The organism is Acinetobacter ihumii, assembly GCF_900625095.1.
GTDB classification, from domain to species: Bacteria; Pseudomonadota; Gammaproteobacteria; order Pseudomonadales; family Moraxellaceae; genus Acinetobacter; species Acinetobacter ihumii.
In genome coordinates this window covers 2,494,720-2,514,535 of the sequence record NZ_LR130760.1, presented here as the reverse complement: position 1 = coordinate 2,514,535, position 19,816 = coordinate 2,494,720, and the positions used below count along the sequence as shown (strand labels likewise).

Sequence of the window (19,816 nt, the reverse complement as noted above, 5' to 3'; positions counted from 1 at the left end):
TTTTATGAGCCAAAGTCAAATCCGTATTCGAGGTGCGCGTACCCATAACTTAAAAAACGTGTCTCTCGATATTCCACGCGATAAGTTTGTGGTAATTACGGGACTCTCAGGCTCAGGTAAGTCCTCTTTAGCCTTTGATACCCTATATGCGGAAGGTCAGCGTCGTTATGTCGAATCGCTATCGGCGTATGCGCGTCAGTTTTTATCGCAAATGGAAAAACCTGATGTCGATGCAATTGAAGGCTTAAGTCCTGCCATTGCGATTGAACAGAAATCAACCAGTCATAATCCACGTTCCACCGTCGGCACCATTACCGAAATTTATGACTATTTGCGTCTGCTGTATGCACGTGTGGGTACACCGTATTGTCCTGAACACGATTTGCCCATGGTCGCGCAAACGGTGTCTGAAATGGTCGATGCCGTTAAAGCACTCGAAGAAGGCACAGCGTTAATGCTGCTCGCGCCTGTAGTGCGTGAGCGTAAAGGTGAATATTCACAACTATTTGAGCAACTCCAAGGTCAGGGTTTTGTCCGTGCACGGGTCGATGGTGACATTATTGATATCGATAGTCCGCCTGAACTGGATAAAAAGAAAAAACATACCATTGAAGTGGTGGTCGATCGCTTTAAAGTACGTGATGATCTGGGTAATCGAATTGCGGAATCATTTGAAACCGCTTTGCGCTTAGGCGGTGATCTGGCAATTTTATCGTGGATGAATGCTGAACAACCTGATCGGGTGTTTTCTGCGAAGCATTCCTGCCCTGAATGTGATCGTGCCGTGGCGGAACTTGAACCACGCATGTTCTCATTTAACAACCCATTTGGGGCTTGTCCAGTCTGTGATGGGTTGGGAACACGTAGTCATTTTAGCGCAGAAAAATTGATTCCAAGTCCTGATTTATCCTTAAGTCAGGGGGCAATTCGCGGTTGGGATCGTCAACGTCCATATTATTATTCGATGCTGCAAAAAGTCGCGGAACATTTTGGTTTTTCATTGGATGAACCGTGGAACACACTGGACAAAGACACCCAAAAGAAATTTTTATATGGCACAGGCAAAGAAAAAATTGACCTGAGTTACATCGATGAACGAGGTCGTAAACATAATCGTGTCATTCCATTTGAAGGCGTGATTACCCATCTGGAACGTCGTTATCGTGAGACTGAAAGTAATTATGTGCGTGATGATCTGGCGCAATATTTGTCCAATGCCGCCTGTGATGCCTGTGGCGGTTCACGTCTAAATGAAATTTCACGCCATGTCAAAGTCAAGGATAAAACCATTGCTGACATTACCAGCATGTCGATTGGCGATGCCGAAAGTTATTATCAGGACTTGAACCTAGAAGGTGCCAAAGGTGAAATCGCCGATAAAATCTTTAAAGAGATTCGGGAACGCTTACACTTTTTGGTCAGTGTAGGACTGAATTACTTAAGTCTGGCACGTTCAGCCGAAACACTTTCGGGTGGTGAAGCACAGCGGATTCGGCTGGCCTCACAAATCGGTGCGGGCTTGATGGGCGTGATGTATGTCTTGGATGAGCCGTCCATTGGTTTGCATCAACGTGATAATGATCGTTTGTTACAAACCCTGATTCGCTTGCGTGATCTAGGCAATACGGTTTTGGTGGTCGAGCATGATGAAGATGCAATTCGCGCTGCCGATCATATTATTGATATTGGTCCAGGTGCTGGCGTGCATGGCGGTGAAATTATTGCCGAAGGCACAGCAGATGAGTTGAAAAAGCATAAAGACTCATTAACAGGACAATATTTATCGGGTGCTTTAAAAATTGAAGTCCCCAAGCAGCGTTTACAATCGCCTACTCCTGAGCAGAAGATTAAACTGTCTGGTGCGGCAGGTCATAACCTGAAAAATGTCGATCTGACCATTCCACTTGGGATTATGACCTGTGTCACAGGTGTTTCGGGTTCAGGTAAATCCACTTTGATTAATCGTACTTTGTTGCCATTAGCCGCGACACAATTGAATGGTGCAACCACACTCACCGCAGAAAAATTCGATTCGATTGATGGTTTACAACATCTGGATAAAGTCGTTGATATTGACCAAAGTCCAATTGGACGTACGCCACGCTCGAATCCTGCAACGTATACGGGTTTATTTACCCCAATTCGTGAGTTATTTGCGCAAACGCCTGAAGCCAAAGCACGGGGTTATGCGGCAGGACGTTTTTCTTTTAATGTGAAAGGCGGTCGCTGTGAAGTCTGTGAAGGTGACGGCATGATTAAAGTGGCGATGCATTTCTTGCCTGATATGTATGTGCCCTGTGATGCCTGTCATGGCAAACGCTATAACCGTGAAACACTCGAAGTCACGTATAAAGGTAAAAATATTTCTGATGTGTTAGAGATGACGGTTGAAGATGGCGCAGAGTTTTTTAGTGCGATTCCTGTGATTCATCGTCGTCTGGAAACTTTAACGCAAGTTGGGTTGGGTTATATTCGTTTGGGTCAGGCCGCAACCACGCTTTCAGGTGGTGAAGCACAGCGAGTCAAACTGGCACGTGAATTGGCAAAACGTGATACAGGCAAAACTTTATATGTGCTGGATGAACCGACCACAGGCTTACATTTCCATGATATTGCCAAGCTTTTAGATATCTTGCACGAGTTACGTAACAAGGGGAATACGATTGTGGTGATTGAGCATAATCTGGATGTGATTAAAACCGCAGACTGGATTATCGATTTAGGCCCAGAAGGCGGTTCTGGTGGCGGTCAGATTATTGCTGAAGGGACACCTGAACAAGTGGCTGAGGTTGAAATTTCGCATACGGGACGTTTTTTAAAGCCGATGTTGAGTTGATCTTTGAATTATCAATATTTCGTGCTAAAACGGTGATTCCTTCACCGTTTTTTATTTGAGGAAATAATGCGATTTTCAGAAAGATCTGGTTATAAAGCCGTACGAGAAATTATCCAGAAGGAATCAATTGATCAAGAACTTAGAAACGCATTATGGTCTCTATACGATAGAATTATTTTTGCTAATTTTCAAAATTATGATCCGTATGCCTTTAGCACATCTTATATTTTGGGAAGTAATTTAGAAGGCTTTTTTCTAAATATCTACATGAATGTCTTTCAGCGCCCTACTGATGAAATACCTCAATTTATTAGTGATGGAATATTAAGCATAAAAAAATATTTTATGTCATGTGAATGGTATGAAGTTTATGACTTTATTGAAGTTACTTTAGAAAATTATCCCAATATTCAATCTAATTCAGATATTTTTTCTAAGTCAATTAATCTCTGCCTCGAAAAATATTTATCAGCTTATCGTTTATCGAATGGCAATATACTCGAAATTACAAGTGAGCAAGAAATCCAATCTATTGAAGATGCTTTAGAAAATACCAATCAACACTCGGGGGTTCAGCTACATTTAAATCAAGCATTGAAATTAATATCAGATCGACAAAATCCTGACTACCGTAACTCAATTAAAGAATCGATTAGTGCTGTCGAATCCATTTGTAAAGTTATTACACAAGATGATAAAGCGACCTTAGGTAAAGCACTTAAAATCATAGAAGATAGACATGACATCCATCCAGCACTCAAAAATAGTTTAAATCAGCTTTATGGTTATACCTCTGACGGAGATGGTATTCGCCATGCTATGCTAGACGAGTCAAATTTATCGTATATTGATGCTAAATTTATGTTAGTTTCCTGCACAAATTTCATTAATTATTTGATTAAAAAGACAAAATAAAAAGATATCTCACCCTTCCACCATATTTTTACCTTTCGCTTTTGCTCTTAATAAAGCTTGATCAGCTTTTTGAAATAAATCCAGCCAACTCAATGCCCCGACAGCAACACCAATACTTAAAGAAATTTGAATAGATTGCCCAAGATCAGCCAAAGTTATCGACTTGGAAGCCATATGTGTTCTAATCTTCTCTGCAATGTTTAAAGCTTTGGCATATTGAACATCTTCAATCAAGACCAGAAACTCATCTCCACCGTAGCGAATGATTAAATCAGAATTACGTACCGATTGTTTCAGCTGCTCCGCAACCATTTTAATGACTTCATCTCCCACGATATGACCATATTCATCATTAACACGTTTAAAGTTATCAATATCAATAATCATCAAACATAGCCGCGATAATTTTGGGGGATGCTGTGACACAATCGTCAAATAATCATCTAAAGCCAAGCGATTAGAAACCCCCGTCAGGGTATCGGTATTGGCAATATTACGAAGCTGGAACTCGAGTGCATCGCGTTGCTGCAACTTTCTTTGCAACTTTTTGATGGCACTAAATAAAGAGGAAAATTCATTTTTTTTATCCAGATCAGTCTGCTCAATCTGATCTTTATCCTCAGCAAGTTTTAAAATTTCCTCTCTGGCTTGAATTAAAGGATCAATAATCCGTGTTTGCGAATAGCGTAAAATAAGTAAAACAATCGCGAGTGCGAACAAAGACAACAATATCGTTAAAACAAATTTCTGTTCTGCCAAACGCTTTTGCTGTTGGGCGAGTTGCAAACTTTCATCCAGCATATATTTTTGCAAGTCCACAACTGGGCTAAATTTATCGACAATACGCTCTGTTAGTTGTGAACCAGTGATTGAATACGCTTCTTGTCGGCGACTTTCGTTTAAAATTTGACGAATTAACCCTATCGCTTCACCCAGAAATTTGGCTTTGACCTGTTCATGTAGGCGTGAATATTCTGGCGTTTTGGCATCTTTTGGCTGCAAAGTATCAATTAGATTCCACAAATACATCGCCTGATATTGTGTTTGTAAGGATCGTGCCAGATTGATGTCTGGAATCTGCTCTTTAAAACTCAAAGGCGCAATAATATTGGAAGCGGCTCTGCCTGCCTGATCACGTAAATCCGACAACAGCAAAATCATGGTGATGTAATCAGAAAGCTGACTTTCTCCACTATTTCTCTGAATCACAAAAGCGCGTAAAATTTCTCGATCGCTATCCCATGCCGCAAACATGGCTTGAACCGCATGATCATATTGTATAGACGTTCTGGAAGCATCGGGAAGTGCGGCGTAACCATCAACCAGATTACGCGCAATTTTTAAATCAATCATGGTTTCCGATTGCAGTTGCTCTGCAACTCGAACAAAGCCCTGTGCTTTCAACATCTGTATATTTTGGCGAATATTTTCATCCACACCTAATCTATAACGATCTAATTCAACACGATACAGTACTTGTTGATGCGAAGAATTGGACATCAGCTTATTGGCATAAGCACGCTCTCGTGAAACTTTGTTCGCGGTGTCGGTGAGTTTACTCAGAATTTGAATGGAAATGAGGTCTTGTTGCGCAAAATTTAAAGTGCGATAACTATTGATAATTAAAGGTGTACAAATACAAAGCAAGGATAAAATGATGATGATCATGTACACAAATAATCGTTGACTAATCGATTTCGAACGCAATTTCGACATGCTCAGACCGCACTCCTCATCATACTGTTCGGATTGATTAATCTTTCATTTTACTTAAGATTTCATATTAGCTTAAAAATAATCCAATGATGTAAGCAATATATAACATGCTTGGCTTTTTTAAGTCCTGATTTTTCAGGGATTCACGCAATCTCATGCCAGTTGGTTTGGATGTCAATTGTAAAAAAACGTTATATTTGAATTTCTAACCCAAGGAAAAGATTAAATTTTAAGCAAAAATATTAGAGTATTCAATCTAAAGTGGTCTTTTATCTTTTAACGCAAGAGAAGCATTTATTAAACAATAAATTCAGACTGACTTTATTTTTCTCACATTTTTAAGCTTATAGAATAAAGATAATGCAGCCTTGTGCTGCTATTGAGTTCTTTAATAAACATTGTTTGAATCTAAAATTTCAGCATATCTTCATAAAAAATAGATAAAAAAAAGCCCAACCTTGGGGAAAGCTGGGCATATAAACTGAAATCATTACACAATTCAATGTTGAACCTGAACTAATTCAGACTAATCTGATCAAGATTCATGTACTCATTATCTATATAAACTTGTTAGAAGTAAAGCGCATTTCTTCTTTTTTAGTTGCTTTCTGGGGCATTTTTACGATTCTTTACATAAGTAATCCCTGTTTTAGCGCACACACCAAGATTTTTTTCTCAAATTATGGTCAAGAGCCTTATCTTTGCTAAATTACGCACAATTTTGTGACTTAATGTGCAGAAAAATATCTTAAATGCATAATTTAATGCTTTATTCTCTATATGTAGATCTATTCTAATAAGTTTTTGCCGATCAATATAATTTTATTAATCTATTTTTACAATCAAAATAATCATGATTATTTTATAAATTTCAAGTTATTTTTTTATACAAAGTGTGTATAGCTGCTTGTAAAATGAAGCTATTTTTATTGGTTGACAGAATATTTTTCAAATGAATGATTTTTAATCAATCACTTAGTATGAAATTTTTGCATTCCTACATTTCGCCGAGCGGCATTGACTTCATATTTTGTTACAATACAATGACCACAGTTTCATTTTCTTGTTCATGCTGGAAACTATTATGAAAAAACTCGGTTTAGCCACTGCACTACTTTTAGCCATGACCGGTGCTCAAGCGTATCAAGTCGAAGTTCAGGGTCAATCTGAATTTGTAGATACAACTGCTAATGATAAAAACTTTACTGGCGCAGTTGCGGGTACCTTCTATCTTAAAGATGTAGATGCATCTAAAGGTCCTCTTGCAGAAGCTGCATTTTTAAACCAAGCATCAAATGTGGCTATTGCCTACAATTATGCCAAGTATGATCAAGATGCAGGTGACATTAATCTTGACAACCATACTTATGGTGCCAAAGCAGAAGCTTACATTCCAACACCTTACGTTCCTGCATATGCAAGCGTAGCTTATAGCCATACCAAAACTGATGGTAAAAATGGTTTAGAAGATGATAATGGCGACCGTTATGCTTTAGAAGTGGGTGTATTACCAATTCCTAACTTCTTGGTTGCTGTTGGTTATACCAGCGTTGCTGACCAATTTTCACTAGACGCATTTAACATTTTAAACAATGGCATTGCTAAATCAGTTGGTGAAGCAGCCACTATTGGTGATGATCAGGATGCGGTTACTGCACGTGTAAAATATGTGGGTTCGATTGATGGCACAAACATGGCAGTTGGTTTTGAAGGTGGATTGGCATACGGTGATTACACCATGTATCAATTAAAATCTGACCTGTATATCACACCGAAACTTAGTGTTGGTGCATCTTATGCAGAAGCAAGTTTCAGCTCTAACCCTGCAAGTGATAATTTCTCTCCAATCACTTCAGCTTGGGGTGCAAATGTAAACTACTTTGTAACACCTGCCCTTTCAGTAGGTGCAAGCTATGTGAATGCAAATGCAAAATACGTTGCTTTTGATACAGAAACTGTCGGTTTAAATGCAAAAGTTCGCTTCTAATTGATCTGAATTTTGCTTGAAAAAGAGGACTCAAATTGAGTCCTCTTTTTTGTTTAAGTGGTTCTCACGACATTTAAGAAATACAAATGCCGTTCGTATTGGTCAATAATGTCCTGAATGAGATCTTCCTGTGTCCAGTCCATCACATCGTAATTTTGTCCGCCCTCCCGCAAGAAAACCTCAGCCTGATAATATTGTTGCTGATCTGTTTCAAGATGCTCTGTCATAAAACTTGGTGGGACTGTTTCACGTGAAACCACATTATAAATAAAGTTAATTTCATCATGATGATCCACTTTGAGTACGAGACCATTTTCAGTGTCTTCAATTTTTGCGCTTAGGTGACGGCGATGAAACTCTTTTTGAATACTTTCAAAGGCTCTTTTCACTGTACTCTGAATATAATCATCCACCTCTTGTTTAGAATGAGGATAATGCATAATCAATCCCAAACGTTGTTGCCAACTACGTGGGTTTTGAATAGCACGTGGTGTAGTTCTCGCTTCAGATATCGCCTGCATTTTGGTGGTATCAATACGTAAAGCCTTAATTAACCCCCAACAAATCAGCAGCATAATGACAGTAAATGGTAATGCGCTCATAATGGTTGCCGACTGTAATGCCGTTAAGCCCCCTGCCAGCAATAAAATAATTGCCAATGCAGCCATGACCACAATCCAGAACAGACGCTGCCATGTTGGTGAGTCTTCTGTTTTAGCCGTAAGATAATCCACCACTAAAGCACCTGAGTCTGCAGAGGTTACAAAAAACAGGATAATTAACACTGTCGCGAGAAAACTCATCACGCCTGATATCGGCAGTGTTCCCAAAAACTCAAATAGAGCAACCGATGAGTCTTTTTGAACCGCGCTGAGTAAACCAAGATTTCCATCATGCAGGACACTGAATAAGCCTGCATTTCCCATAAAGCCCATCCAGATTAAGGTGAAACCCGTGGGAATAAACAGCACGCCAATAATAAATTCACGAATGGTTCGGCCTTTAGACACCCGTGCAATAAACATCCCGACAAAAGGCGACCATGAAATCCACCATGCCCAATACATAATCGTCCAGCCACCAATCCAGCCTGTGGGTTGGTAGGCATATAGATTAAAGGTCATATCAAAAAGATTAGAGATATATTGACCTGCATTTTGAATGGTGGTTTGCAGCAAATAAATGGTTGAACTGGCAAAAAAGACAAAGAGTAATAAGATCAGTGCTAAGACCAGATTCAATTCGGCAAGTCGTTTAATGCCTTTATCCAGCCCTAGTCCTACAGATAAACCCGCCATCGCACTCACTGCAACAATTAAGATAATTTGTGAGGTTGCAGTCGATTGCAAGCCAAATAAATAGTTCAGGCCAGACCCAATCTGGGTCACACCAAAACCTAAAGTTGTAGCAACACCAAAAATCGTTCCAATCGTGGCAAAGGTATCGACCGCATCTCCCGCTGGCCCATAGATTTTCTTACCAATTAAGGGATAAAGTGAGGAGCGGATTTTCAAAGGAAGATTGTGGCGGTAAGCAAAATAGGCCAGTGACAATGCGACAATGGCATAGATGCCCCACGCATGTAAGCCCCAATGGAAGAATGTGACCCGCATCGCTTGCTGTGCAGCAAGGATTGTTTCAGGCTCTCCTGTTGGCGGTGTAACATAATGCATGATCGGTTCTGCTACCCCGAAAAACATCAAGCCGATGCCCATGCCTGCGGTGAACAGCATCGCGAACCATGAACTATTGCTATAATCCGGTTGACTATGGTCTGGCCCTAATTTAATTTTTCCACTGGGTGAACATGCAATAATCAGCAGTAAAATCAGAAAAAAAGCGACAGATAAAACATAAAACCAGCTAAAGGATTCAGTAATCCAGTTCTTTAACTGTTGCGTGAGTAACTCAAAAGAATTAGGTGCAATAATCACAATTGCAAGGAATATCGCAATAATTGCGAGCGTACTAAAAAACACATTTGGATTGATATTACTCATCCAAGATGACGTTTTGGAAGGCATAGATCCCCCAGATTATTTTTAATTGATAACGTGACCAAACTGGTCACAGAATGGGATATAAATTTAAAAATCACCAACAGACAGCGTATGGCATATCAACAATACGCGGGCATGTTGTGCTTACTCCTTATATTTTATGGAGAAGTTGCGAAAGAAGCGTTGTAGAGCTGTAACAAAGTTTTATTGATCTTTAGTTGCCGAATCTTTAGGTGTATGTCGAATATATTGCAATGCGATCAAACGTGACACGATCACGGCCAAATACATCACACCTCCAAACATCTGTAACATCGCCAATACTCTGGCTGCCGCACCTACGGGTAATAAATCTGAAAGCCCTGTGGCAGATTGCAAACTGAAACTTAGAAACAGTAAATCCAGCCAACTTTTAAGTCCTTCATGATCTGCCTTTATAAAGCTATCAGGCACAATCAGTTGGCAAATATTATAAAGAAACGCAAAACCCCATGCGATTAAGGTAAACACTGCGCCAGCCGCAAACAGTTCATCTTTGGTTAAATAGCGGTCGGCAAACATATACCGGATTAAGCCATATGCCGCATAAAAATAGGCAAAGCTTTCAAACGTATGTGCAATAATTTGAATGGATTTGTCTTGATAACCCAATAAAATAAGAAAAGAAAATATAAATGCACCACTGACAAATAATAAACCCAGTGCAGTAAAGGTTGGCGTCTGGCGAATGACTTTGGCAATGATGAGCAATGCCAGCGACCCTAATGCCCAGCTCATGGCACGAAAAGAGAAATAGCTATCGTTCGGCATCGCCGAAAGAATCAAGATAAAAAACTGTACCAGCAACAGCCAAGCTGAAGGCAACAAGCGTAAGCCTTTCCAGAAATGGTGCAATGTCTGCATTGAATCCTCGGTTATTCTCATGTTTTTTTATTTAAATGATCATCCATAGCGCAGTTATCAACTATGGTGCAATTATGGTGATGTAAATAAGCTCTATGTAAAGGACATTAAGCACAATTTGATCAAAATACTGCAACGTGTTACAGCTTGCTCGTAGATAATAAGTTAAAACATCGAATTAGGTTATCTTTATGAAACGCATGTGTTCTACTCTCATGATCGGTCTTACACTGGTGTTGGCCGCTTGCGGAAAAACCAATCCAATGCTGGAACAGTATCCTGATTATATTGGTCAATGGCAAAGTCAACATGATAGCTTAAAAATTGAAAAAAATGGTCAAGTGACCTATAAGCACCATGCACATCAAGATCAGAAAACCCCAGAGAGTGAAGTCAGTCTGACAGAGCAAGCCGATATGAAAGCCAGTATTACTCAATTCGATGAAAATAGTTTTGCAATTGGACAAGGTGATCTGGGTAAAAATTTTAAAGTTGACCACACGCCCTATCAGGAAAATGAACAATGGAAAATGCAAGTCAATGGGCAGGTTTATACCAAGCAATAATTCAAAAAATCATTGAAATTACAATAAAAAAGACCGCCAGCTTGGCGGTCTTTTTTTTAAACTCTCTGATTGAATCAGACCTTAGTGATCCGACGCACCCGAGATTCCAATTCCTGTCATTGAGCGAACATATTGTGCATCAAATGCTTTACGTTCTGCTTTGGCTCGTGCTGAGTTATCGGTAATTGAGAAAAACCAGCAGCAGAGGAAAGACAACGGCATTGCAAAGATTGCAGGCCCATTAAATGGATTGATTGGTGTATCCGAAATTTTTAAGGTATCGACCCACACCGCTTTCGATAGAATGATCAGCACTACAGCTGTCACCAGACCTACCACACCGCCGATCACCGCACCACGTGTCGTTAAACCTTTCCAGAACATGGACAATACAAGAATCGGGAAGTTGGCACAGCAGGCCACGGAGAACGCCAAGCCGACCATGAACGCAACGTTTTGCTTTTCAAATAAAATACCCAATATCATGGCAAAGATTGCAAGACCTAATGTCGCAATTTTAGACATACGTAGTTCAGATTCTGGTGTCGTTTTACCTTTACGAAACACGTTGGCATACAAGTCATGTGAAATGGCAGACGCACCAGACAGGGTTAAACCTGCAACAACTGCAAGAATCGTTGCAAAAGCTACCGCTGAAATAAAGCCCATGAACAAATCGCCACCCAATGCATCACTTAAATGCACCGCAGCCATGTTGTTACCGCCCACCAATTCTAATTTACCAGTGACCGCAGCTTTTGCGACATCCAGAAATTGTGGATTGTTTGATACGAATAGAATTGCACCAAAACCAATGATAAAGGTCAATAAGTAGAAGTAACCGATAAAACCTGTCGCAACCACTACGGATTTACGTGCTTCTTTAGCATCTTTCACGGTAAAGAAACGCATTAAAATATGAGGTAAACCCGCTGTACCGAACATCAAAGCCAGACCAAGTGAAATCGCATCAATTGGATTTGACGCCAAGCTCCCCGGCCCCATGATTTTACTGGCTTCTTCCAGACTGATATGACGCACACTAGAGTACACTTCAATGGCTTGACTAAACATGTTACTGAAGCTGAAACCTACAGCTTTCATGACCATAAATGCCATGAAGGTCGCACCAGACAACAATAGAACAGCTTTAATGATCTGTACCCATGTAGTTGCCAACATTCCACCGAAGATCACATAAGCCATCATCAGTAAACCAACAATGACCACCGCAATGTTATAGTTCAAGCCAAATAAGAGTTTGATTAATTGCCCTGCGCCCACCATTTGTGCAATTAGATAAAAAGCAACCACAACCAATGAGCTAACCGCGGCTAAGGTTCGGACAGGTTTCTCTTCCAGACGGAATGACACCACATCAGACAGATTATATTTACCCAGATTACGTAAACGTTCTGCAATCAGGAACAATACGATCGGCCAGCCAACCATAAAGCCTAGCGAATAGAGCAAACCGTCAAAGCCTGAGCTAAACACCATCGCAGAGATACCCAGAAACGATGCCGCAGACATATAGTCTCCCGCAATCGCCAATCCATTTTGGAACCCTGAGATCCCCCCACCAGCAGTATAGAAGTCCTTGGTGTTGGTAGTTTGCTTGGCTGCCCATTTGGTAATAAATAGTGTGCCACCAACAAAAATCATGAACATGATAATGGCATGCCAGTTGGTTGCTTGCTGTTGTGCTTCACCCAGATCAGGGCCAGCCATGGCAAGCGTTGAAACCATTGCGCTGGCAGCAATCACTGCTTGCGCTTTGAATGAATTCCATTTCATCATTAGTGCAATCCTTTCTCGTGAGTAATGGCCTCAACTTCTTTTAAAGCATCTTCATTGAGTTGATCAAAGGTATTGTTGGCAATGTAGGAATACACCGCACATAATACAAAGGACAGTACAATGATACCCAAACCTAAAGGAATGCCCCAGGTGGTCACACCGCCACTAAATGAACTCATTAAAAATTCTTTGTTATAACCCACCAGCAGCATGAATCCGACATAAACAAACAACATAATTCCTGTTAGTGTCCAACTTAATGTCGCTTTCTTGCTGACCATTTTTTTGAATTTTGGATTTTGTAGAATTCGCTCTACCTGAACGTCATCCATAGACTACTCCTTATATCACGCCCCTCAATGGACGCGTTTTCATCCTTTTTCTTCACTTTATTACAGTAACAAGCTTGTATGCCGTTCGTAACTTAGACTTTGGTCGCTAAATTTTGTACAACAGCAGATGCCATTAACAGGCTTGAGGTATGATAGACCTAGATTTAAACAGTTTAGGTACTATGAACAGCTGGCTTATTATCGGGGTGTTGGCCCTTTATATTTTAGTCTTATTCCTGTGTGCTTTTTTTGGGGAGAAGCATGCCAGCCGCCTGAGCACTCGCGGACGAATGTTGCTGTTCAGTTTAACCTTGGGGGTTTATTGTTCCTCGTGGACTTTTTATGGTGCAACAGGCGCGGCTGTACGTGAGGGCATTATTTTCCTCCCAATTTATTTGGGACCGTTGCTATTTATCTGGTTTGGCTATGATATCTGGCGGCGTTTAGGTCGGGTGCGACAACACCATGCGATTTCATCGATTGCCGATTTTATTTCGGCACGCTATGGCAAAAGTGGAACACTGGCTGCACTGGTCACGATATTAGCTGTCATCGCCATTATTCCTTATTTAGCCTTACAACTTCGTGCGATCGCGCTAAGTGCCGCTGTGATTTTAGATCAGGGACCTCATTTAAATACCACCACCAACAGTGTTTTGTTGTTAACTGGGGTGTTAGCCATTTTGGCCATGATCTTTGGTACTCGGCAAATTGCCAATACCGAACAGCATGGCGGATTAATGTTAGCCGTTGCCTTTGAGTCCTTTGTTAAACTTTCTGCCTTAATTTGTGTGGCTTTATTTTTTATATTTGAGACTCCCCATAACCTGATTCAAATTAGTCAGGATATCGGTAAAACCTTTCACGAAGTGCAGCTGTTTGGTGTACCTGAGACATTCTGGGTACAAACCTTATTGGCAGGATTGGCCATTATTTGCTTACCACGTCAGTTTCATGTGGCAGTGGTTGAATTACGTGATGAAAAACATATTCGCGGTGCGCGACGCTGGTTTGCGATCTATTTAATTTTAACGACACTGGCAATTATTCCCATTGCCAGTTGGGCACTGCATGCCGCACCCCAATTTTTAACCATTCCTGATGTTGCCGTACTGTCTCTCCCGCTTAGTTATAATCAGGATTGGCTGACTTTATTTGCATTTCTAGGGGGTTTTTCTGCATCGACCGGCATGTTATTGGTGTCCTCTGTGGCCTTGTCTATTATGCTCAGTAATGACTTGATTATGCCGGCTTTATGGCGTTTGAATTGTATTTCACGCCATGATCAGCGTTTACCCCAAGTGTTAAAATTTACCCGTCGTATTTGTATTTTAGCCGTCATGTTACTCGGCTTTTTGTTCTTTCATTTTTTCAATGACATTGACCAGCTTTCTGTTTTTGGTTTATTGGCATTTAGTGCAGTTGCGCAGTTTTCTCCAGCCCTGATTGGCGGCTTATATTGGCGTGGAGGCAGTCGACAAGGGGTTTATGCAGGTCTGTTGGTCGGTTTCTTTATGTGGATGTACACACTTTTACTGCCGACTATTTTACGTAGTTTGCCTGATCAATATCAGGAATTTTCCCAGCATGTGTTGCTGTTTGGTCCTTTTGGAATTTCGTGGCTACGTCCTGAAGCAATCTTTGGTTTTGAATCCTTTGCCCCTTTAACGCATGGTGTGATTTGGTCACTGGGCTTAAATATTATTTTATATATCTGGGTTTCGCGAACTTATCGTCCTTCTGTGGCTGAACAAATTCAGGCCGAAAGTTTCTTTTATTATGAAACCAAACCTCTGCCTTCTCATCAGACCTCAACAGACATGAATTATCTGCATTACGATGCAGCACGTTTAAGAGTGGGCGATCTGATTACACTGGCCAAACGGATTACAGGAGACCAGCCAACCCAGCATGCGTTTCAACAGTTTAGTGCTCTTAACAATGTCATGTTAAATGAACATAGTTTTGCCAATGGCATGTGGTGGCGGTTTACCGAGCAATATCTGGCAGGAACCATTGGCGCAGCATCTGCGCGAACTTTGCTTACCACCGCAATGGTTAACAATGGTCTGGCTCTGGGACAAGTCGCCAATATTCTGGATCAGGCATCGCAGTGGCAACGTTTTAACCAGAACCTGCTTATGACCATGATTGACCACATGACCCAAGGCGTGAGTGTGGTAGATGAAAATATGTGTCTGGTGGCCTGGAATAATCAATATCTTAAACTGTTTGATTATCCTAAAGATCTGGTCTATGTCGGCTGCCCCATTGCCGATTTAATTCGTTACAATGCCGAACGCGGTGAATGTGGTCCCGGTTCAGTTGAAGAACATGTGCGTAAACGTATTCATTGGATGCAGGTTGGAAGTGCACATGAGTTTGAGCGTATCCGTAAAGATGGACGGGTCATTCAAATGCGAGGTAATCCGATTGAAGGTGGTGGCTTTGTGACTACTTTCGCCGATATTACGGCGTTCCGTGAAAATGAGGCGATTCTGGAAGCACGTGTGACAGATCGTACCCAACAATTGGCAAATGCGTTAAGTGAGCAACAACGGGCACGTGAACAGGCAGACCAAGCCAATATGTCAAAAAGTCGATTTATTGCTGCTGCCAGTCACGATTTATTACAGCCCATGCATGCTGCCCGACTGTTTAGCACAGTGCTAGAACAAAGTATGCATAGTGAACAGGAACGCGAAACCCTACAGCAGCTAGATCGCGCCTTATATGGGGCTGAAAGTATGTTGTCCGCCTTGCTGGATATTGCCCGTCTTGAAGGGGGATCATTACAACCTAAACGTCAGGCCTATCCACTGCATGATTTACTCAGTGATTTATCGCTCCAGTTTAAATCTATTGCTGCGCAACGAGACATTCAACTCAAGGTACATGATGCCCAATTCTGGATTGACACCGATCCTCAATGGATTCGCCGTATCATTCAAAATTTTGTCAGCAATGCGCTGCGCTATACCGCTCATGGACGGGTTGTCGTCGGCGTATTACGCGCGGCCAAAGACGCAAAACATATTCGTATTGGCGTCTGGGATACAGGACCCGGTATTGCAGAACAGCAACGCATGAAATTATTTCAGGAATTTGAACGTGGCGGGCACACATCGCCTTGGGGAGAACAAGGCTTGGGGTTGGGCTTGGCAATTGTAAAACGCATGACCCTGCTGCTGGATTATCCTGTTCAGGTTTATTCTGAATTGGGCAAAGGCTCCTGTTTCATGATCGAGGTTCCAACCGTGCCAGCACCGCAAACCATTGCCAGTATACAACCACATGTGGCGACCATCGCCACTGGATATCGGGTGTTATGTCTGGATAATGATGAAACGATTTTAGAAGGTATGTCATCACTATTAAGTAAATGGGGCTATCAAGTATTTAAGGCCACTGAACCTGATCAGGCCTTGGCATTGGTTCAAACGCAACAGATTCAGGTCTGGCTGATTGATCAGCATTTAAACCATCAACAACGTGGTCTGGATTTTATCATGGCACATCGGACAGAAAACACAGCCGTTGCCCTCATTACCGCCGACTCAGATCCTGAGCTACCACAGCGTTTAAAAGAGCTGAATATTGTGCTGCTCAAAAAACCTTTAAAGCCTGCGGGCCTTCGAGCGTGGCTCTCCGGTATAAAAATCACCACTGAACAATAAACTTGTCTTGTGGGCAAGCAGGTAACATTGGCAGTATATTTTTAGTTTTAGGCAAAAGTGCTCATCATAAGAGACTTTTGCCGCTGCATGATTGGCGAAAGTTTTCAATTATAAATCTACTATGGCAAAGACTCACTCATTTGTAAGAAAAAGTGGCTATAGTTCGTTACAATTAAGTATTACATTGTTTTTAAATAAAAAATTATAGAAAATTAGAATCATTAAACTTTAGTCTAATACCTCTTGCTTTCTGAATACTTCATAACAGGAACCATAAAGGTCGATTCCATTACAGCTGATCGTGACACACATGTAACGTGCATGGAAAGCGACAGATTCTTGTTCAAAGGAAATTTAATATGAATATTTCAGATGCTGTTCCTCACGGTCAACATAAATCCCTCCAGTTTCATCGTGAATATAGTGCCAATGCGCTCTTGCCTGACATCGACTGGCAAGCCCTGTTTAAGCATAGCAAACTAGAGGATATCCATTTACGTGCATTGGATCATTTATATCGTAGTGCAGTGCCATTGGCACTCAACGTCTTTAATGATCTGCATTTCGATGTATTTGCTCCTGCTGCTTATCATCCTCAGGGCTTGGGTTTATTTGACAAACTTGCACAACAAGAAAATCAACTGCTTAACAGCCTTGAAAATGAAACACAAAATCTGGATCACGCGACCCGACATCAAATTTGGAGTATGTTACTGCGTGGTGGTGCGGTTCTGGTGTTTAAGGCATGGTTAGGTCGGGTGAAATATGACAGTCATGTCTTGGATATGAGCCAATTCGATGAATTATCCGATTTACTGTTCATTAAAACGCCGCCACAACAATTGGCAAACCAGCTTAATGTAGATGCGCAGTCCAATCAGGATCATATCTTTTTAATGTATGGCGATGATATTTTCCTAGACCGTTTTAACAGTCTGGAAACAGCCGCCTTATTTGTTGATCTTGGTGTGTACGATGCTGCATTTTTAAGTTTAAGGGATGATCGTGTTGCTGATTATCTCAAACAAAAAGGGCATGTCACTCAAGAGCAAATTGATGATTTGCAATGTGCCTTAAATCCTTTATATTGCGACAGCTTAACTTTAAAGCAGGACTGTCTGGCTTAACCAATTTTTCATCTTGTCGATACTGACTCAGCACTAAACCAATCTCGACTGGTTTAGTGCGGTTGATACAATAGTTTGCTTACGCATTCCATGAGCCATACTCAACATAAATGTTCATCGCAATGCGCCAATATAGTGATGTGGCACTTCTTCTTGTTGCAGTTCAGCTTGTAATTCCGGACTATAACTTCTACGGTCAAACTCTGGAACTGGTGTCACTTGTGCTTTCAAACCTTGTGCCGTTGCTCCATTTAAAATTCTGTTTAATTTCTCTGCCAGATTTTTAAGCTCACGATCTTCTACCGAAGCGGCCAGATGCATGATCTCACGTGCATAGGCATCATTTTGCGCCATATAAACGGCATCCACCACACGTCCAGTTTCACGGCGTAAACGAACATACAGTTGTGTTGCCAGCGTAAATAACTCGTTATTGATGATCGGATCATCTGTATAAATTGTTTTCATGTGATAACTCCTGATTGATTTAGACAACAATGCCCTGTGTTGACTTGACACAGGACATTTGCATGACTCGCATTCCAGCATTAAGGAATGTGTTCTCCGTGCTGAGCCAGATCCAATCCAAGTTGTTCCTGTTCTTCATTAACTCTCAGACCAATCATCTTGTCGAGAAGAAATAAAATAACAAATGAAATAAACGCACTATAAATAAAGGTGACTACAGCACCTAAAGTCTGAATGCCTAAATGTGCATCCAGCCCTGAAAGTGATTTTTGTGCAAAAATACCGGTCAAGATTGCACCGACAATGCCGCCAACCCCATGTATGCCAAAAACATCCAGTGAATCATCGGCTTTGAGTAACCGTTTCAAGCCTGTTGCGCCCCAGTAGCAACACACTCCAGCCAACAGTCCAATCATTAACGCACCGCTCACTCCCACAAAACCCGAAGCAGGAGTAATTGCCACCAGACCAGCAACTGCACCTGAACATGCGCCTAATAAGGTCACTTTTTGTCGAGCTAGATATTCAACCAGACACCATGTTAATGCGCCCGCAGCAGTTGCAATCTGGGTCACTAACATCGCCATGCCCGCACGACCATCCGCAGCCCCTGCCGATCCAGCATTAAAACCAAACCAGCCAACCCACAGCAAAGAAGCACCAATAAAGGTGTACATCAGGTTATTTGGAATAAACGGCTCACGCCCATAGCCCTTACGTTTACCCAGCATATAGGCACAGACCAGACCCGCAGCACCCGCATTAATATGTACCACTGTACCACCTGCAAAGTCTAAAGCCCCTAAGGTAGCCAACCAGCCACCCGGTTCCCAGACCCAGTGTGCCACAGGCACGTAGACCAATAAAATCCAGAACACCATAAATAACAACATGGCAGAAAAACGCATCCGCTCTGCAAATGCACCTGTAATTAAAGCTGGCGTGATAATCGCAAAAGTCAGTTGAAACATAATCCAGACAGATTCAGGAATAGTCGGAGCAATATGGCTCACCGATACTTTTTGCTGTATCAGATTAAAATCAACCCCTTGTAAAAACAGCCGATCAAAACCCCCAATAAACGGCGTATTCGGTGTAAATGCCAGACTATACCCAATCACCACCCAAAGAATGGTAGAGACACAAACAATCACTAAACTCTGTAAAGATGTCGCAAGTACATTCTTTTTACGTACCATGCCCGCATAGAACAAAGCGATTCCCGGAATGGTCATCAATAAAACCAACGCGGTTGAGGTCAACATCCACGCCGTATTTCCTGCGCTAATTGAACTCGTATCGGTCATATATGGTGCAGTTTCTGCCCAAGCCTGTCCTGTCGCAAAAAACCCACTTAGCAGTGCCATCAGTGCATATTTCAATTGATTATTCTTCACAATTATCCCCAAGGCCATCTACGCCTCCACTTTTTTTCATTTCTATTTGATTCATTCCTGCGATTGATTTAGCAAAAATCGCGCCAAAGATT

Annotated in this window: 13 protein-coding genes; 6 read left to right on the top strand and 7 right to left on the bottom strand. The window is 41.5% G+C overall.

The window, feature by feature from the left end:
- The first annotated feature begins 4 nt into the window (after positions 1 to 4).
- Positions 5 to 2,836 carry an excinuclease ABC subunit UvrA gene (gene uvrA, locus E0D95_RS11785; RefSeq protein ID WP_130803983.1) on the top strand — a complete coding sequence of 944 codons (2,832 nt, stop codon included), beginning with the start codon at positions 5 to 7 and terminating at the stop codon, positions 2,834 to 2,836.
- 66 nt (positions 2,837 to 2,902) lie between these two features.
- The gene (locus E0D95_RS11780) at positions 2,903 to 3,751 is read left to right on the top strand and encodes an AbiJ-NTD4 domain-containing protein (RefSeq protein WP_130803982.1); all 849 of its coding nucleotides are present in this window, start codon (positions 2,903 to 2,905) and stop codon (positions 3,749 to 3,751) included.
- A gap of 9 nt (positions 3,752 to 3,760) precedes the next feature.
- Here the strand turns inward: E0D95_RS11780 and E0D95_RS11775 are convergent, their stop codons facing one another.
- Entirely contained in the window at positions 3,761 to 5,467 is a 1,707-nt protein-coding gene (locus tag E0D95_RS11775; RefSeq protein ID WP_130803981.1) for a GGDEF domain-containing protein, read from the bottom strand.
- 1,084 nt (positions 5,468 to 6,551) lie between these two features.
- Between E0D95_RS11775 and omp33-36 the strand changes: the two genes are divergently transcribed.
- Positions 6,552 to 7,454 carry a porin Omp33-36 gene (gene omp33-36 / locus E0D95_RS11770; protein WP_130803980.1) on the top strand — a complete coding sequence of 301 codons (903 nt, stop codon included), beginning with the start codon at positions 6,552 to 6,554 and terminating at the stop codon, positions 7,452 to 7,454.
- Positions 7,455 to 7,507: 53 nt separating this feature from the next.
- On the opposite strand, the gene E0D95_RS11765 is transcribed toward omp33-36, so the two are convergent.
- The gene (locus E0D95_RS11765; RefSeq protein ID WP_130803979.1) at positions 7,508 to 9,478 is read right to left on the bottom strand and encodes a BCCT family transporter; all 1,971 of its coding nucleotides are present in this window, start codon (positions 9,476 to 9,478) and stop codon (positions 7,508 to 7,510) included.
- 180 nt (positions 9,479 to 9,658) lie between these two features.
- Positions 9,659 to 10,357 (bottom strand): ion channel, encoded by a 699-nt coding sequence (locus E0D95_RS11760; protein WP_130803978.1) that lies wholly within the window; start codon positions 10,355 to 10,357, stop codon positions 9,659 to 9,661.
- A 191-nt stretch (positions 10,358 to 10,548) separates the two neighbouring features.
- On the opposite strand from E0D95_RS11760, the gene E0D95_RS11755 reads away from it, so the two are divergent.
- Positions 10,549 to 10,923, top strand: a complete 375-nt coding sequence (locus tag E0D95_RS11755) for a hypothetical protein (RefSeq protein WP_130803977.1) — start codon at positions 10,549 to 10,551, stop codon at positions 10,921 to 10,923.
- 81 nt (positions 10,924 to 11,004) lie between these two features.
- Here E0D95_RS11755 and E0D95_RS11750 read toward each other — a convergent pair whose 3' ends face one another.
- Positions 11,005 to 12,720, bottom strand: a complete 1,716-nt coding sequence (locus E0D95_RS11750; RefSeq protein ID WP_130804899.1) for a cation acetate symporter — start codon at positions 12,718 to 12,720, stop codon at positions 11,005 to 11,007.
- Positions 12,721 to 12,722: 2 nt separating this feature from the next.
- Positions 12,723 to 13,055 (bottom strand): DUF485 domain-containing protein, encoded by a 333-nt coding sequence (locus tag E0D95_RS11745; RefSeq protein WP_130803976.1) that lies wholly within the window; start codon positions 13,053 to 13,055, stop codon positions 12,723 to 12,725.
- Positions 13,056 to 13,237: 182 nt separating this feature from the next.
- On the opposite strand from E0D95_RS11745, the gene E0D95_RS11740 reads away from it, so the two are divergent.
- Both E0D95_RS11740 and E0D95_RS11735 read left to right on the top strand, forming a co-directional pair.
- Positions 13,238 to 16,732, top strand: coding sequence for a hybrid sensor histidine kinase/response regulator (locus E0D95_RS11740; protein ID WP_130803975.1), 3,495 nt, complete (start codon positions 13,238 to 13,240; stop codon positions 16,730 to 16,732).
- A 359-nt stretch (positions 16,733 to 17,091) separates the two neighbouring features.
- Complete coding sequence (locus E0D95_RS11735) at positions 17,092 to 17,859, top strand: hypothetical protein (protein WP_130803974.1); 768 nt, start codon at positions 17,092 to 17,094, stop codon at positions 17,857 to 17,859.
- 114 nt (positions 17,860 to 17,973) lie between these two features.
- On the opposite strand, the gene E0D95_RS11730 is transcribed toward E0D95_RS11735, so the two are convergent.
- Together E0D95_RS11730 and E0D95_RS11725 are read right to left on the bottom strand one after the other, a co-directional pair.
- The gene (locus E0D95_RS11730; RefSeq protein WP_130803973.1) at positions 17,974 to 18,327 is read right to left on the bottom strand and encodes a hypothetical protein; all 354 of its coding nucleotides are present in this window, start codon (positions 18,325 to 18,327) and stop codon (positions 17,974 to 17,976) included.
- An 80-nt stretch (positions 18,328 to 18,407) separates the two neighbouring features.
- Positions 18,408 to 19,724: an ammonium transporter gene (locus E0D95_RS11725; protein WP_130803972.1), complete on the bottom strand. Its 1,317-nt coding sequence runs from the start codon at positions 19,722 to 19,724 to the stop codon at positions 18,408 to 18,410.
- Between the last annotated feature and the right edge of the window lie 92 nt (positions 19,725 to 19,816).

Excerpts from the sequence above, each read along its gene's own strand:
- E0D95_RS11750 (WP_130804899.1), bottom strand. The coding sequence starts at position 12,720 with ATGAAATGGAATTCATTCAAAGCGCAAGCAGTGATTGCTGCCAGCGCA.
- E0D95_RS11780 (WP_130803982.1), top strand. The coding sequence starts at position 2,903 with ATGCGATTTTCAGAAAGATCTGGTTATAAAGCCGTACGAGAAATTATC.
- E0D95_RS11765 (WP_130803979.1), bottom strand. The coding sequence starts at position 9,478 with ATGCCTTCCAAAACGTCATCTTGGATGAGTAATATCAATCCAAATGTG.
- E0D95_RS11755 (WP_130803977.1), top strand. The coding sequence starts at position 10,549 with ATGAAACGCATGTGTTCTACTCTCATGATCGGTCTTACACTGGTGTTG.
- E0D95_RS11735 (WP_130803974.1), top strand. The coding sequence starts at position 17,092 with ATGAATATTTCAGATGCTGTTCCTCACGGTCAACATAAATCCCTCCAG.
- E0D95_RS11745 (WP_130803976.1), bottom strand. The coding sequence starts at position 13,055 with ATGGATGACGTTCAGGTAGAGCGAATTCTACAAAATCCAAAATTCAAA.
- omp33-36 (WP_130803980.1), top strand. The coding sequence starts at position 6,552 with ATGAAAAAACTCGGTTTAGCCACTGCACTACTTTTAGCCATGACCGGT.
- E0D95_RS11740 (WP_130803975.1), top strand. The coding sequence starts at position 13,238 with ATGAACAGCTGGCTTATTATCGGGGTGTTGGCCCTTTATATTTTAGTC.
- E0D95_RS11760 (WP_130803978.1), bottom strand. The coding sequence starts at position 10,357 with ATGCAGACATTGCACCATTTCTGGAAAGGCTTACGCTTGTTGCCTTCA.
- E0D95_RS11775 (WP_130803981.1), bottom strand. The coding sequence starts at position 5,467 with ATGTCGAAATTGCGTTCGAAATCGATTAGTCAACGATTATTTGTGTAC.
- uvrA (WP_130803983.1), top strand. The coding sequence starts at position 5 with ATGAGCCAAAGTCAAATCCGTATTCGAGGTGCGCGTACCCATAACTTA.
- E0D95_RS11730 (WP_130803973.1), bottom strand. The coding sequence starts at position 18,327 with ATGAAAACAATTTATACAGATGATCCGATCATCAATAACGAGTTATTT.